This is a genomic window from Bradyrhizobium sp. Leaf396, from assembly GCF_001424605.1.
Classification (GTDB): domain Bacteria; phylum Pseudomonadota; class Alphaproteobacteria; order Rhizobiales; family Xanthobacteraceae; genus Bradyrhizobium; species Bradyrhizobium japonicum_C.
Genome location: NZ_LMQJ01000045.1, coordinates 56,334 through 71,264, shown reverse-complemented (window position 1 = coordinate 71,264; position 14,931 = coordinate 56,334). Strand labels below are relative to the sequence as shown.

Annotated in this window: 16 protein-coding genes and 1 riboswitch; of the genes, 8 read left to right on the top strand and 8 right to left on the bottom strand. The window is 64.8% G+C overall.

The window, feature by feature from the left end; genetic code table 11:
• Positions 1-2: 2 nt before the first annotated feature.
• From ASG57_RS39745 to ASG57_RS27795, 3 genes are all read right to left on the bottom strand, one after another.
• Positions 3-125, bottom strand: a complete 123-nt coding sequence (locus ASG57_RS39745; RefSeq protein ID WP_283805276.1) for a hypothetical protein — start codon at positions 123-125, stop codon at positions 3-5.
• 122 nt (positions 126-247) lie between these two features.
• Complete coding sequence (locus ASG57_RS27800) at positions 248-874, bottom strand: alpha/beta hydrolase (protein WP_024339941.1); 627 nt, start codon at positions 872-874, stop codon at positions 248-250.
• Positions 871-1,809 carry a ring-cleaving dioxygenase gene (locus ASG57_RS27795; RefSeq protein WP_024339942.1) on the bottom strand — a complete coding sequence of 313 codons (939 nt, stop codon included), beginning with the start codon at positions 1,807-1,809 and terminating at the stop codon, positions 871-873. Before ASG57_RS27795 ends, ASG57_RS27800 begins: the two co-directional genes overlap by 4 nt.
• A 129-nt stretch (positions 1,810-1,938) precedes the next feature.
• On the opposite strand from ASG57_RS27795, the gene ASG57_RS27790 reads away from it, so the two are divergent.
• From ASG57_RS27790 to ASG57_RS27765, 6 genes are all read left to right on the top strand, one after another.
• Entirely contained in the window at positions 1,939-2,850 is a 912-nt protein-coding gene (locus tag ASG57_RS27790) for a LysR family transcriptional regulator (RefSeq protein ID WP_024339943.1), read from the top strand.
• A gap of 290 nt (positions 2,851-3,140) precedes the next feature.
• Positions 3,141-3,926 (top strand): ABC transporter permease, encoded by a 786-nt coding sequence (locus ASG57_RS27785; protein WP_024339944.1) that lies wholly within the window; start codon positions 3,141-3,143, stop codon positions 3,924-3,926.
• Between the two features lie 26 nt (positions 3,927-3,952).
• On the top strand, positions 3,953-4,948 hold the full coding sequence (locus tag ASG57_RS27780; RefSeq protein WP_230646494.1) for an ABC transporter substrate-binding protein: 996 nt from the start codon (positions 3,953-3,955) through the stop codon (positions 4,946-4,948).
• A 12-nt stretch (positions 4,949-4,960) separates the two neighbouring features.
• Positions 4,961-5,797, top strand: coding sequence for an ABC transporter ATP-binding protein (locus ASG57_RS27775; protein ID WP_051160677.1), 837 nt, complete (start codon positions 4,961-4,963; stop codon positions 5,795-5,797).
• A 31-nt stretch (positions 5,798-5,828) separates the two neighbouring features.
• Positions 5,829-7,502 carry a carbon-nitrogen hydrolase family protein gene (locus tag ASG57_RS27770; protein ID WP_024339947.1) on the top strand — a complete coding sequence of 558 codons (1,674 nt, stop codon included), beginning with the start codon at positions 5,829-5,831 and terminating at the stop codon, positions 7,500-7,502.
• Between the two features lie 44 nt (positions 7,503-7,546).
• The gene (locus ASG57_RS27765; protein ID WP_230646495.1) at positions 7,547-8,533 is read left to right on the top strand and encodes a LysR family transcriptional regulator; all 987 of its coding nucleotides are present in this window, start codon (positions 7,547-7,549) and stop codon (positions 8,531-8,533) included.
• Positions 8,534-8,592: 59 nt separating this feature from the next.
• On the opposite strand, the gene bluB is transcribed toward ASG57_RS27765, so the two are convergent.
• From bluB to cobU, 3 genes are read right to left on the bottom strand one after another with little or no spacing between them, the layout of a single operon-like run.
• Positions 8,593-9,225 carry a 5,6-dimethylbenzimidazole synthase gene (gene bluB / locus ASG57_RS27760; protein WP_024339949.1) on the bottom strand — a complete coding sequence of 211 codons (633 nt, stop codon included), beginning with the start codon at positions 9,223-9,225 and terminating at the stop codon, positions 8,593-8,595.
• Between the two features lie 4 nt (positions 9,226-9,229).
• Positions 9,230-10,012, bottom strand: coding sequence for an adenosylcobinamide-GDP ribazoletransferase (gene cobS / locus ASG57_RS27755; protein ID WP_024339950.1), 783 nt, complete (start codon positions 10,010-10,012; stop codon positions 9,230-9,232).
• A complete protein-coding gene (gene cobU / locus ASG57_RS27750) occupies positions 10,009-10,512 on the bottom strand; it encodes a bifunctional adenosylcobinamide kinase/adenosylcobinamide-phosphate guanylyltransferase (RefSeq protein WP_024339951.1) in 504 nt (167 codons plus the stop codon). Before cobU ends, cobS begins: the two co-directional genes overlap by 4 nt.
• A 123-nt stretch (positions 10,513-10,635) precedes the next feature.
• On the opposite strand from cobU, the gene cbiB reads away from it, so the two are divergent.
• Both cbiB and cobD read left to right on the top strand, forming a co-directional pair.
• Complete coding sequence (gene cbiB / locus ASG57_RS27745; RefSeq protein WP_024339952.1) at positions 10,636-11,577, top strand: adenosylcobinamide-phosphate synthase CbiB; 942 nt, start codon at positions 10,636-10,638, stop codon at positions 11,575-11,577.
• Positions 11,578-11,588: 11 nt separating this feature from the next.
• A complete protein-coding gene (gene cobD / locus ASG57_RS27740) occupies positions 11,589-12,554 on the top strand; it encodes a threonine-phosphate decarboxylase CobD (RefSeq protein WP_024339953.1) in 966 nt (321 codons plus the stop codon).
• Here the strand turns inward: cobD and ASG57_RS27735 are convergent.
• Both ASG57_RS27735 and cobO read right to left on the bottom strand, forming a co-directional pair.
• The gene (locus tag ASG57_RS27735) at positions 12,543-13,991 is read right to left on the bottom strand and encodes a cobyric acid synthase (protein ID WP_024339954.1); all 1,449 of its coding nucleotides are present in this window, start codon (positions 13,989-13,991) and stop codon (positions 12,543-12,545) included. The two genes, cobD and ASG57_RS27735, sit on opposite strands and share 12 nt — an antisense overlap.
• A 12-nt stretch (positions 13,992-14,003) precedes the next feature.
• The gene (gene cobO, locus ASG57_RS27730) at positions 14,004-14,639 is read right to left on the bottom strand and encodes a cob(I)yrinic acid a,c-diamide adenosyltransferase (protein ID WP_024339955.1); all 636 of its coding nucleotides are present in this window, start codon (positions 14,637-14,639) and stop codon (positions 14,004-14,006) included.
• A 40-nt stretch (positions 14,640-14,679) separates the two neighbouring features.
• Positions 14,680-14,902, top strand: a riboswitch (cobalamin riboswitch).
• Positions 14,903-14,931 lie beyond the last annotated feature (29 nt).

The following is a 14,931-nucleotide window of genomic DNA, read 5'->3' as shown; positions in this document are numbered from 1 at the left end:
GACTAGAACGGCCAGCCCTTGGCGGCGACCAGGATGGAAACGCCTCCGGCAGCCATCAGCAGCAGGACCGCGGCAACCGCAACGATGGCGCCGGGCTGGGCAAGCACGCGCAGATCCTCAAGCATGGTCAGCTCCGCAGGCGACGTCCGCTGTGCAATGTCCCGATGGCCGCGAGGTTCCTTGAGAGATGTGAGGGCTCGCCAGTGCTGCCGCGGAAGCTCCCGCGGCGGCATGGGATGCTCCTGAGTCAGGCCGCCCTCGACTCGGCGTTGCCGATCCAGTCGCGGGCGAGCGTCACATCGGCTTGCGACAGTTGGTGGCCTGCCGGCAGGACCTTGTGGGTCACACGCGCGCCTGCTTCCGTGAAAAGTGCCGCGAGTCGCGCCGAATTGGTCGCCGGCACGATCGGGTCACCGTGTCCGGACAGCAGCAGGATCGGCTTGCTGCCGAGATCGGCCTTGGGCGGATCCGACAGCGGCACCATCGCGCGCAGCAGGATCGCGCCTGCGAGCAGCTCCGGCTTCAGCAACAACAGGGCCGCCGCGATGTTGGCCCCGTTGGAGAACCCGACCGCGATCGGCGCGGCGATGCCATAGCGCTGCCGCGCCTCCGCGACGAAGTCGCCGAGCTCGCGCGCGCGGCGGCGCACGTCATCCTCGTCGAACACGCCCTCGGCGAGGCGGCGGAAGAAGCGCGGCATGCCGCGCTCGAGCACGCGGCCGCGCGGCGAGAGCAGGGCGGCGCCGGGCGCGATCATCCTGCCGAGCCCGAGCAGGTCGTTCTCGTCGCCGCCGGTGCCGTGCAGCAGCAGCAGAGGAGGAGAGCCCGCGCTGGTCGCGGGCTCGAAACGATGGATGAATGCAGTATCGGTCATGACACGGTCTCTTCGAGGCTCGGCAGCACGTCCTCGATCTGCTTGCGATGCTGCTCGAGGAAAACAGGCAGCTTGAGGTCGCGTCCCAAGGTCGCGACGGGCTCGTCGACGGCGAAGCCGGGGATGTCGGTCGCGATCTCGAACAGCACGCCGCCGGGTTCGCGGAAATAGATCGAGCGGAAGTAATTGCGGTCCCTCTGCTCGGTCGGGTGCAGGCCGTGATTGCTCACGAGCTTCTGCGCCATCTGGGCCTGCTCGGCATCGTCAGCCGCACGGAAGGCGATGTGGTGCACCGATCCGCCGCCCTGATGCCCGCGCAGGAAGCCCTTGGCCTCGTAGATGTCGACAACGCTGCCTTCGGCGTCGCCCGACGCCTTGAAACGGATCACGGAGCCCTCGCGTCCAGTCTCGGCGAAGCCGAACACGTCGGTGAGGATGGAAGCCGTCCTTGCTGCGCTGTCGAGCAGCAGCGTTACGCCATGGAAGCCGCGGATCGCATGCTCGGCCGGCACGTCGCCATTGCTCCAACCGGGCTCGTTCTCGGCCCCGGGGACGCCGACCAGCGCGAGCGCCATGCCGTCAGGATCAGTGAACGGCAGCACGGATTCGCCGAAGCGCTTTTCGAGCGCCTCGTGAGCGATGCCCTTCTCGATGAAGCGTTGCGTCCAATAGCCGAGCGAGCGCTGCGGCACGCGGAAGGCGGTCTGATGCGTCTCTCCCACGCCGCGGCGCCCCGAGGGCACGCCGGCCCAGGGGAAGAAGGTCAGGATGGTGCCGGGGCGGCCGGTCTCGTCGCCGTAATAGAAGTGATAGGTGCCGGGATCGTCGAAATTGACGGTCTTCTTGACGAAGCGCAGGCCGAGATCCCGCGTGTAAAAGCCGAAATTGCGGATGGGGTCGCCGGCAATCGCGGTGACATGATGCAGTCCAGACATTGTCGTCCTCCAAAGGTGGGGAGCGGTCTTGCTCTGGCCGGAAATATCGTTCCGCTTTGGATTGGAGACAATCCATGCAAATATGACGGCTGTGTCTATGATTTGGAAACAATCTTTCGGTGCCTGCCCTTGGATAAGCTCGGCAGCCTGCGGGCTTTCGTCAAAGTGGTCGAGAGCGGCAGCTTTGCCGAGGCCGGCCGACAGCTGCGGCTGTCACGCTCGGCGATCAGCAAGTACATCGCCGACCTCGAGGAGAGCCTTGGCGTCCAGCTCCTGAACCGGACCACGCGTCACGCCAGCCCGACCGAGAACGGTCAGCGCTATTTCGAGCGCGCGGTCGTGATCCTGTCGGAGATCGAGGCTGCCGACCAGGCGGTCACGCAAGCCCAGTCGTCGCCGCGCGGATTGTTGCGCGTCAACGCGCCGATGTCGTTCGGCACCATCCGGCTCGGACCGGTGCTCGCCGATTTCATGGCGCGACATCCGGAGCTTCAGCTTCAGCTCGTGCTCAGCGACGATCTGCTTGATCCCGTGCAGGACGGTTTTGACGTCACGCTGCGGATCGCGGAACTGGAATCTTCCAGCCTGATCGCGCGCAAGATCATGCCGGTGGCGCGCATGATCTGTGCTTCGCCCGATTATCTCGCGCGCCACGAGACGCCAAGACATCCGCAGGATCTGCGCGAGCACGCCGCGCTGACCTACGGCTTCCTGCTGACAGGCAACCAGTGGAAGCTCACCGGCGCAGATGGCGACCATTGGATCCAGCCGGCCTGGTCGCTCTGCGTCAACAACGCCGAGGTGCTGCGCGACGTCGCGATCAAGGGCAGGGGGCTCGCGCTGCTGCCCGAGTTCATTGCCGCCGATGCCTTGCGCAAAGGCGAACTGCGCGCCGTCTTGCAAGACTATGCCGCGCCGCCCCTCGCGCTCTATGCGGTCTATCCGCCGACCCGGCATCTGTCGTTGAAGGTGCGGCTGTTCATCGACTTTCTCGTCGAGCGGTTCGGGCGGGAAGACGGGGCGAGCGCGCAAGCGCGCTGAGGATCCAACACCACAGGAGAGAGGCTGGCCGCCGCTGCAGCAGTTCGGCCGGCGACCAGCTTGCTGCCCTCCACACCGCCAGTGCCGTTCGCATGGGCGAAAACACGCGGTCTGCCTGATTCTTAGGCTCTGCAAGCCTGCAAATCCATCACTCGGATGATTGCTTTCAATATGCATTCTTGCACGAACGATTGCACATCTCGCCATTTTCTTTCGGGGCGCTGGGGCCAACACTTCGCGTGCTCACGGCGGAAAGTGCGCAGCGAACCGCAGAGACCACGAGGATGCTGATGCAACAGATCACTGATGCGATCTCGAGCCCGAAAGTGAAGCGCGCCATCGAGCTGGCGACAGGGCCGCTGCTGCTGTTTGCCCTGTGGTGGCTCGCCTTCAAGGGGCAACTGGTCAACAAGGATCTGCTGCCGTCGCCGATCGACACACTGCGCGACACCGGGGCCAGCATCGCGGCCGGCAAGATGACCGGCGATTTCGTCCACACCATCGCGCGCGTCGGCTACTCCACCTTGATCGCAGTGGTCGCAGGCGTTCCGATCGGGATCGTGCTCGGCGCCAAGGCCGCGATTTATCGCTCGGTCGAATTCCTGGTGGACTTCTTCCGCTCGACGCCCGCGACCGCATTGTTTCCGCTGTTCCTGCTGCTGTTCGGCCTCGGCGATTTCGCCAAGATCGCGGTTGCCGCTTTCGCCGCCTGGCTCGTCATCGTCTTCAACGTCGCCTACGGCGTGATGAATGCCCGCCAGACCCGCATCCTTGCCGCACGCTCGATGGGCGCCTCGTCGCTCCGCATCTTCAAGGACGTCATCTTCTACGAAACCCTGCCGCAGACCTTCGTCGGCCTGCGTACCGCGGTGTCGCTTGCGCTGGTCGTGATCATCGTCGCCGAGATGTTCATCGGCGCGACCGACGGCATCGGTCACCGCATCATCGATGCACAGATCTCGTACTCGCTCACCGACATGTACGGCTCCATCCTGATCGCGGGCGCGATGGGATACGGGCTCAATCTCATGCTCCTGGTGATCGAGCGCTCGTTCATTCACTGGTCCGGCAGATAGTCAGCCATCTAAACGAAGAGGCCATCATGCACATGAAGAGATTCCTCGCGGCGTTCGCAGCTTCCACGTTCCTGCTCGGCGCGACCGGCGCGGATGCTGCCTGCGACAAGACCGAGAAGGTGACGGCAGTCTGGCTGCCGATCATGCAGACCACGGCCTATTATGTCGCACTGGAAGAGAAGCTATTCGAAAAGGCGTGCATCGAGATCGTTTCCACCAAGATGGAGGCGCCGAACCAGATCATCGACGCTCTGATCGCGGAGCGCGCCGACTTCGGTCCTCCGGGCGCGGCCGCCGGCATCGCGATGATCGCGGAAGCCAAGTTCCCCGGCAAGCTGAAGGTGTTCGGCCTGCAGGGCGGGGGCATCGCGGTCGACCGCATCAATGACGGCTTGATCGTCAAGCCGGACAGCCCGATCAAGGGCTTCGCCGATCTGAAGGGCAAGTCGCTCGGTCACGTCCCGGGCATCCAGTGGCGCACCATCTCGCGCCACATGGTTCGCTCGGCAGGCCTCGATCCCGATGCGGACGTCAAGCTGGTCGACCTCGCCGTCGCCATGCAGGTGCCGGCCGTGGTCGGCGGGACGGTCGATGCGACGCTGTCGCTGGAGCCGGTCGGATCGATCGCCGTCGCTTCGGGCAAGGCAGCCCGCGCCATGACCAATCCGGTCGCGCATGTGATCGCCGACCCCTTCTACTCCGGGGCCTCGCTGATGACGACGAAGTTCCTGAAGGAGCGGCCCGAGGTTGCGCGCAAGGTCGTTGCCGTGATCGACGAGGCGACCGACCTCGTGAACTCCGACTTCAAGAAGTACAAGCCGATCCTCACCAAGTACACGCCGATCAAGGAAGATCAGCTCGAACTCCTGGCGCAGCCTTATCTGCGCGGGTTCAAGGATCTCAACGACACCGACATGAAGTCGTACCAGGCGCTGGTCGACGTCTTCATCAAGGAAGGCGTGGTGGCGGGGCCGATCAACGTCAAGGACAAGCTCCTCGCCAAGTCCGATCTCGGAAACTGAGTGGATATTCCGATGGGGAAGGTGACAGCGATCCGCAGCGTAGACCGGCCAGCCGCCGAAAGCCCGTCGCCTGCTGCGTCCCCGAAGTCGCGGCAGGCCTACGTCACCGTGCGTGGCCTGAGCAAGAGCTTCCACGGCACGACGATCTACGACGACTTCTCGATCGATCTGCCGATGGGGAAGTTCATCTCGGTGTTCGGCCCGAACGGTTGCGGCAAGAGCACGTTCATCAACATGATCTCCGGCCTGATGCCGATGGATGCGGGGGAGGTGCTCTACGACGGCCAGACCATCCGCGATACCAGGATATCGTATGTCTTCCAGAACTACAGGGAGGCGCTGTTCCCCTGGATGCGCGCGATCGACAACATCCATTATCCCCTGAGGGTGATCGGGATAGAGCGCAAGGAGCGGCGCCGGCGCGTCGAAAAACTGCTCGCGGATTTCGACGTGCCGTTCGATCTCAACGCCTACCCCTACACGCTGTCCGGAGGCCAGCAGCAGACGGTTTCGATCCTGCGCGCGCTCGTGACCGAACCGGAGGTGCTGTTTCTCGACGAGCCCTTCTCCGCGCTCGACTACGAGATGACGCTGTTCATGCGCGAGCGGCTTCAGCACATCTTCATGAAGCTTAAGACCACGATGCTGCTGGTGTCGCACGATCTCGAGGAGGCCATCCAGCTCGCCGACCAGGTCGTGCTGCTGACGCGCCGGCCGACGCGGGTCGCGGAGATCGTTCCGGTGGATCTGCCCTGGCCGCGCGATCTCGACGTCACGACCGGCGAGGGGTTCATCAACCTGAAACGCCATTGCCTCGACCGCTTCTGGCGCGAGGTCAAGCGCGACTGATCCAATCAACTTTCGAATGATGGAGACCAACATGACGAAGCGCCGTTTCCGCGCTGCCGCCGTCCAGACGCTTGCCCGTCTGGGGGACTTTGACCACAACATCGCGCTGGCCACACAGTATGTCGAGGATGCGGTTCGGCAGGGAGCCGAGCTGGTGGTGTTCCCAGAATGCATGGACACCGGCTATCTCTTCGACTCCGCCGACCATTGTCGCGAACTTGCCGAGACCATGAAGGACGGCCCGTTCGTGACGGCATTGTCCGCGCTCGCCAAGAAGCACCGCATTTACATCGCCAGCGGCGTCACGGAATGGGATCCGGACAAGGAGAAGATATTCAATACCGGCATCATGTTCGGTCGAAATGGCGAGACCGTTTGCCACTATCACAAGCAGTTTCTCGCCACTCACGACCAGAACTGGTTCGCGTTCGGCGAGCGCGGCTGTCCGGTGGTGGAAACCGACCTAGGAAAGATCGGTCTTCTGATCTGCTTCGACGGCCGCATTCCAGAAATCTTCCGCGCCATGGCGATGCAGGGCGCGGAGGTAATCGTCGACATGGCGAACTTCTTCGCCATGGATCAGGCGGACATGTGGGGGCCGGCTCGCAGCTACGAGAACGGTTTGTGGCTAGTGGCTGCCACCAAGGCCGGCTACGAGCGCTCGATCTATTATCCCGGCGGCAGCATGATCGTCGATCCGAAGGGACGAGTGCTCTCGAAAGTGCCGTACGATACGCACGGTATGGCGATTGCCGACGTCGATCTCGAGGCCGCGCATGACAAGTCGATCTACTCGGCCAACGACAAGATTGCCGACCGTCGTCCCGAGACTTACGGCCTGATGGCGGTGCCGTATGAGAAGACGTCGGTTTACCGGATCGCGGAGCAGCCGCTGATCCCGGCGAAATCCGTCGCCAAGGTCGCGGCCGTGCAGATGCACGTCACCAAGGACTGCCCGGCCGACGAGGTGCTCGAGATGGTCGATCATGCGGCCAAGCTCGGGATCAAGGTTCTCACCCTGCCGGAATATGCGTTCTGCCCATCGGCCATTCCGAACGCTGCAGAGGCCGCGGCACTGGCCGACCAGACGGCGTCTCTGCTGGCCAAGACGGCCGCGATCGCGTCCCGCTATCAATGCCTGATTGCGTTTCCCACGGTGGAGCGGGCCGCGGCCGGGCTGTACGTCACGACGTTCCTGATCGGGCCCGACGGGAAGGAGGTTGGAAGATATCGCAAGACGCATCTCACGGCCGAGGAGCGGAAATGGGCGAAGGCGGGCGACGAGTATCCCGTGTTCGAAACGCCGTTCGGGCGCATCGGCATCATGTCCGGCTATGATGCGGTATTCCCTGAGGTCTCGCGTTGCCTCGGCATCGCGGCGGCCGACATCATCCTGTGGCCCGCCTCGTTGCGCGAGCCGTTCGAACGGGAGCTGCTGGCAGTCCCAAGAGCCGAGGACAATCGTGTGGCGGTGGTGCTGGCGAACCGCGTCGATTCGCCCTATCCGGGCGGCAGCCTCGTGATTCCGCCGACCGGCTTTCCGCTCTGGGACATCAACGTCGTGGCGCCGCGCGTGTTCAAGCTTGGCGCCGTGATGCCCAAGCACATCGATCTCGCGGTCTGCCGTCAGAAGCTGATGATCCCGAAGGTCGACATGTTCGCCAATCGGCTGGTCGAGACTTACGCCCCCATCATCGCCGCCTGACGGTTGCCGTGCCTGCCGATATGCCCGAAAGTAGCGAGTGTTAGATGCCGAAGCTCGCGAACGGGCATGTCAGGACGGCCGAGATGGCGAAGGCTGCGCGAACGCTGCGCTACAATTGGGACGACGTCATCTTCTTCCTGGAGGTCGCGCGTACCCGTAATCTCGTTCGCGCCGGCCAGAAGCTGAAGGTCGACCACACAACGGTCAGCCGTCGGGTGAGGGAGCTCGAACGCAGTCTCAACACGACGCTGTTCAAGCGCAGCAAGTCAGGTTTCGCCCTGACGGAGGCGGGGCTGCGGCTGCTCCAGTTTGCCGAAGGCATGGAGAACAATGCCAATGCCATCATCGAGACCGTGGTCGGTTCCGAGAAGGCGGATGCCGCCGGCGCGGTGCGAATTGCCGCCATGGAAGGCATCGGCAGCATGTACCTGACGACCTGCATGGCCGCCTTCAGCAAGGCATGGCCCTCGATCCAGGTTGAACTGATCACAGATACGCGCCTGCTCGACATGACGCGGCGCGAGGCCGACGTCTTCATCAGCTTTTTCAGGCCAAAGGGAAGGAGGCTTTCGATCAAGAAGATCGGCGAGTTCAGGATCTTTCTCTACGCGTCCAGCGCCTACCTGCAACGCGCGGGACGGCCGTCGGACCTGAAAGACCTCGACAATCACGATTTCATCGATTTCATCGACGAGCACATCCAGCTCAAGGAGAACCGCTGGCTGTCGGATATCCTGCGACCGGCCCATGTCGTGTTCCGCAGCACCAGCCTGGTCTCCCAATACGTGGCCGCGTCGAACGGGCTCGGAATCGCCATGCTGCCGTCCTACGTGGCTGCCCACAACAATGACCTGTGCCCGGTCCTGCCAAGCTATTTCTCCGTGCGCGACATCTGGCTATCCGTCCACGAGGATCTGTTGCACATCGCCCGCATCAAGGCGGTGATGGGCTTCCTCGAAAAGCGCGTTGCCGCCGACGTCGACTACCTCATGTCGGCGACGCATCACGCCAAGGGAAAAGCGGTGGGTTGACCGTACCCGGCGCGCGACCTCAGCGATCGCGGCCGCAATGTTGAGGCTCGTCGCTGCGCCTACCGCCGCAGCGTGAAGTCGTCGGCGCTGCGCCGATGCTCCCAGTTCGCCTGCTCCAGCTCCGGCCGGTCGCATTCCACTTCCGGGTAGCCCATGCAGAGATAGGCGATCAATTTCCAGGATGGCGGCACTTCGAGAACGGCGTGGATGCGGTCCGGATTGAGGATCGACACCCAGCCGATGCCGATACCTTCCGCGCGTGCAGCGAGCCACATCGCGGTGATCGCGGCGACCACGGAATATTCCGTCGTTTCGGGCATCGTCGCGCGGCCGAGGCCGTGGCCGATGTCGCTGGCCTTGTCGGCGAACACGGCGAGGTGGCCCGGAGCCCGTTCGAGGCCCGACAGTTTCAGCGTGGCATAGCGCGCCGCGCGTTCGCCGGAATAGGCCTTCAGCGCGTCGGCGTTGCACGATTTGAAATCGTCGATCACGGCGTGGCGGCGTGCCTCGTCCTCGACGACGACAAAGCGCCAGGGCTGGCTGAGGCCGACTGACGGAGAAAGACAGGCAGTCTCGATCAGGCGATCGATGGCGCCGGCCGGCAATGGGTCAGTTCGAAAACGGCGCACGTCTCGGCGCCACACGAACAGTTCGCGCAGATGCTGGCGGAAGGTGTCGTCGAACTCGACCATGAGGTCATCGCACCATCTGGAAGGACGCGGCGACCAGCAGGATCAGGATCTCCCCCATCTGCTCGAACGCGCCGAGGATATCGCCGGTCTGTCCACCGATCTGACGGACGGCGAGCCGCGCCAGCAGCAGGCCGGCGAGAGACAGCAGGACCAGGCCGACGAGCGCCTTGGCTGGCCCCAACGCCAGAGCAAGCGCGAGCGTTCCAAGCACGCTGGCAATGGCGACGCTGCGGCCCGGCGGCGATCCTGCACTGGCCGACAGACCATCGGCCCGCGCCGGCGGGACCAGTGACATGAAGGCCGGCACACCCGCGCGGGCCGCAGCATGTGCCGCGCACAGTGCCAGCATCACCGCCCAGGGATCGGCGATGGTCGCGAGCGCGCTCCAGCGCAGGCCGAACGACAGGATCAGTGTGCAGACGCCATAAGTCCCGATGCGGCTGTCGCGCATGATCTCGAGCTTGCGCTCGCGCGTGCGACCGCCGCCAAGTCCGTCGGCGGTGTCGGCCAGCCCGTCCTCGTGCAGCGCACCGGTGATGAGCGCGGTCGTGGCCAGCGCGAGCAGGGCCGCAAGGCTCGGCGTCAGTCCGAAGCCAATGGCGATCTTGTAGACCAGCGCTCCGAAGAGGCCGACCAGCAGTCCGGCGACCGGCAGCGCCCAGGTCGCGCGCGCGACCGCGCCGTCACCTGCAGGCTTCGACGATGCGACGGGAAGAATCGTGACGAAGGACGTCGCCATCCTGAGATCGGCGACCACATCTTCCAGAAGTTCGGCACGCGATATCATTTCAATTTCATCGGCAAGCCGGCGATGACGAACTCGACCTCGTCGGCAGCAGCCGCAATGGCCTGATTCATGATCCCGGCGGCATCGCGAAAGCTGCGCGCCAGCGCGTTATCGGGCACGATACCCAGCCCGACCTCGTTGCTGACGAGCACAACGGGGCTTTGCAGTCGGCGCAGGGCATCGACAAGCGCATTCACATCGCTCTCCCAGTCGCGATTGGCATGCATCAGGTTGGAGAGCCACAGTGTCAGGCAGTCCACCAGCCTTGCGCCGCCGCCATCGGTCGCGACCAGCGCGGGGACGAGATCGAGCGGCACCTCGCGTTCGAGCCAGTCGGTTCCGCGGCGCGCACGATGCCTGGCGATCCGGGCCCCCATCTCGCTGTCGAGCGCCTCGGCCGTCGCGACGTAGACCGGCCGGCCGGGAAAAGCCTTCGCGCGTGCTTCCGCGCGCGTGCTCTTGCCCGATCGCGCTCCGCCCGTGATCAAGATGACGGCCATCAAAGTCTCCTGTCGGGCAGCACTAATCACCAATCACGGCCAAAGACAAAGCCGAAATCAGCCGGGCAGGGGCTTGCGCACCGCCTACGCTTTGCGCAACAGGGTGCGGATCAGGAGACCGATGTGGGCTTTGCGGGCGCGATGATGGTGGCGATGGCGGTGGATGCCCTGCTGGGCTGGCCGTCGTGGCTGTTCACGCGGATCGGCCATCCCGTGACCTGGCTTGGCCGGCTGATCGCGGCCATCGATCGCAGCTGGAATCGCGCCTCCGATCCGCCGGCGTTGCGCCGAGTTGCCGGGGCCGCCGGCGCACTCGTCGTGATCGCGATTTCCGTTGCGCTCGGCTGGCTCGTTCAGTCGGCGCTTCCCTCCGGTTGGATCGAGACCGCGCTGGTCGGTGTTCTGGCCTGGCCCTTGGTCGCGCTCCGCTCCCTGCATGACCATGTGGCGGCTGTCGCCACCCCCTTGCAGGACGGCGACATCGCCGCCGCGCGAGACGCGGTGTCCCGCATCGTCGGGCGCGATCCCACGGCGCTCGACGAAGCCGGCATCGCTCGCGCGGCGATCGAGAGCCTTGCCGAAAATGCCTCCGACGGAATCGTGGCGCCGGTGTTCTGGGGCGCGCTGTTCGGCCTGCCGGGCATCCTCGGCTACAAGGCCATCAACACGCTGGATTCCATGATCGGCCATCGCAGCGAGCGGCACGAGGCCTTCGGGTGGGCTGCGGCGCGCATCGACGATGTCGCCAATTTCGTTCCGGCGCGCGTGACAGGATTTCTCTTCGTGCTGCTGGCGCCGCACCGGTCGGAGGCGCTGTCATGCATGACGCGGGATGCGCGCCGTCATCGCTCGCCCAATGCCGGCTGGCCGGAAGCGGCGATGGCCGGCGGACTCGGTGTGCGGCTCAGCGGTCCCCGCATCTACCACGGCAGCGCCACCAACGAGCCCTGGCTGAACGAAGGCGCGCGCGATCCGCGCGCCGCCGATATGATCGAGGCGCTGACGGTCTATCGCCGCGCCATGCTGCTGCTCGCAGGCATGCTTGCGATCCTGGCTTTCACGTGAAAGAACGGGACATGCGCGAGCACGGTGGAAATCTCGATCTGGCCCAGCAGCAATTTGGCGGGCGTGCGGAAGATTGGATCGACCTGTCCACCGGGATCAACCGGGTGCCTTATCCCGTCGGCGAGGTGAGCGCACGCGCGTGGAGCGCGCTGCCGTCGCGCGCCGAGATCGAGGCGCTGCATCAGGCGGCGCGGCACGCCTATCGGACGCGCGCGCCTATCGTTGCGGTGGGCGGCGCGCAGGCCGCCATCCAATTGCTTCCGCAATTGGCGCCGCGTGGTTATGCGCGGATCCTGGCGCCGACCTATAATGAATATGCCGGCGTGCTGTCGGCCGCCGGCTGGGACGTGGAGGAGGTCACGGAGCTCAGCGAGCTGGTGGGAGCGAGCCTTGCCATCGTCGTCAATCCAAACAATCCCGACGGCCGCCGTTATGCCCCGAACGATCTGCTCGATCTGTTGCCGCTTGTCGATCGCCTCGTCGTCGACGAGAGTTTCGTTGATGCCGTTCCCGAGCTCTCGCTCGCCTCGGACGCAGAGCAGCCCGGGCTGCTGATCCTGCGGTCGTTCGGAAAATTTTACGGTCTTGCCGGCCTGCGGCTCGGGTTCGTGATCGGCAATTCGTCGGACATCGCGAGGGTCGTGGCGGCGTCGGGCCCGTGGCCGGTGTCGGGCGCGGCCATCGCGATCGGCTGCCGCGCATTGCGTGATGACGCTTGGGCCATTGCGACCACAGCGCGCCTCTTGCGAGACTGTGCTCGCCTCGATGACATGGTGCAGTCGCAAGGCTGGCAGCTTCTCGGGGGCACGCCGCTGTTTCGACTGTACGAAACGCCCGACGCACGTGGCGCGCAGGAGAAGCTTGCGCGCAATCAGATCTGGTCGCGCGTGTTTGCAGGAGCGCCGACACGGTTGCGCCTCGGGCTTCCCGGCAATGAAGCTGAATGGATCCGCCTCTCCGAGGTCCTAGCGCGCTAGCGCGAGCAAACTGTCGACATCGAGATGCGTTTCGATGTGATCGGCGAGGGCATCGAGCGCGCTCTCGACCCTGGCGTGATAGGGCTCGTCGCCTGCGGGAATGTCGAGCTTTGCCAGATACGCCTTGCGGAACGCGTCCGACGTGAACAGACCGTGCAGATAACTGCCTTGCACGCGTCCCTCGCGGGAGATCGCACCCTCCGGCTTGCCGTTCAGTGTCGCGAAGGGACGGGCGCAATCAGGCCCATCGGTGCGGCCGATGTGGATTTCGTAGGCCTCGATCGGCTGGTTCGTTGAGACATGCACGGCAGCAACCCGCGTTAGCGTCTTCACGGGGCTCATCACCGTCGTCACGTCCAGAAGTCCGAGGCCTGGTGTCTCGCCCGCAGGGCCCTCGATGCCATCGGGGTCGGCGACGTTGCGCCCGAGCATCTGATAACCGCCGCAGAGGCCGAGCACGTGGCCGCCCCTGCGATGATGTGCGAGGAGATCGATGTCCCAGCCCTGTGCACGCAGGAAGGCGAGGTCGCCGCGCGTGGACTTCGAGCCGGGAACGATGACGAGACGAACGTCGCCGGGAATCGCTTCGCCCGGCCGCACCATGACGAGATCGACGCCCGCCTCGAGCTTGAGCGGATCGAGATCGTCGAAATTGGCGATCCGCGACAGCGCCAGGCACGCGATCTTGCATCGGCCCGGCTTGCGCGCGTCGGTGAGGCCCAGCGCATCCTCGGCCGGCAGCTCGCCGGCGCGCGCGAACCAGGGCAGCACGCCAAGGCCGCGCCATGTGGTCCTTGCTTCGATCAGCTTGTAGCCGTCGTCGAACAATGTGGGATCGCCGCGAAACTTGTTGATGACAAATCCACGGATCATCGCGGCATCATCGGAGTCGATCACCGTCTTGATGCCGACGAGCTGGGCGATGACCCCGCCGCGATCGATGTCGCCGACCAGCACGACCGGCACGCCGGCCTTGCGCGCAAAGCCCATATTGGCGATGTCGGCCTTGCGCAGATTCACCTCGGCCGGACTGCCGGCGCCTTCGACCAGCACGAGATCGGCGCGGGCCTTCAGCCGCTCGAAGCTCTCCAGCACTGCGCCCATCAGTGACGGCTTCATCGCCGCATAGTCGCGTGCTCGCGCCGTCGCAATGCGCTTGCCATGCACGACCACCTGCGCACCGACATCGGTCTCCGGCTTGAGCAGCACCGGGTTCATGTCGGTATGCGGCTCGACACCCGCGGCGAGCGCCTGGAGCGCCTGGGCGCGGCCGATCTCGCCGCCATCGACGGTGACGGCGGCATTGTTCGACATGTTCTGCGGCTTGAACGGGAGCACGCGCAGGCCGCGGCGCGTGAAGGCGCGCGCGAGGCCGGCGACGATGAGCGATTTGCCCACGTCCGAGCCGGCCCCCTGGATCATCAGCGCTCGTGCCATCGCGAGGTTGTCTCAGAACTCGACGCCGGCCTGCGCCTTGATGCCGGAGCGGAACGGGTGCTTGACCAGCGTCATTTCGGTGACGAGGTCGGCGATCTCGATCAGCTCGTCCTTGGCGTTGCGCCCGGTGAGCACGACATGCGTCATCTCTGGCTTCCGCGTGGTCAGGAATTCGACCACCTCTGTGATATCGAGATAATCGTAGCGCAGCGCGATGTTGATCTCGTCGAGCACGACCATGCGCAGGCTCTCATCGAGGATCAGTTCCTTGGCCTTCTCCCAGCCGGCGCGTGCGGCGGCGATGTCGCGGGCGCGGTCCTGAGTCTCCCAGGTGAAACCCTCGCCCATCGCATGGAACTGGCAGAGATCGCCGAAATGCCCGGTGAGCAGGCGCCGCTCGCCGGTGTCCCAGGCGCCCTTGATGAACTGCACCACCGCGCAGGGCAGGCCATGCGCGACGCAGCGAACGATCATGCCGAATGCCGAGGAGGATTTTCCCTTACCCGCGCCGGTATGGACGATGATCAGGCCCTTTTCGCCGCTCTTGGTCGCCATGATCTTGTCGCGGGCGGCCTTCTTCTTTGCCATTTTCTGGGCGTGACGGGCCTCGCTTTCCTCGGTCGTTTGGGTCTCCGGTTCAGGCGTCATCGGTCCCGGTCCTTCGGCTTGACAAGTGGCTGCCACCGGCAAATGGTGGCCCGGCGTTGGTTCCTGTCCTATGACAGGCGAAGAGGGAATGCGATAGGGTCCGAATCCGCAAGATCCGGATCCAAAATGCAGCCGCCCCCGCGACCGTGACCGGAGAGATGCCCGAAGCCACTGACTCCCGAAAGGGAATCGGGAAGGCGGGGATCGAGGGGCCAAAACCCTGCTCCGCAAGCCGGGAGACCTGCCAGCGCGGACGATTTTGGACCGGCGGACGGGGTGTTCCGCGACGGGG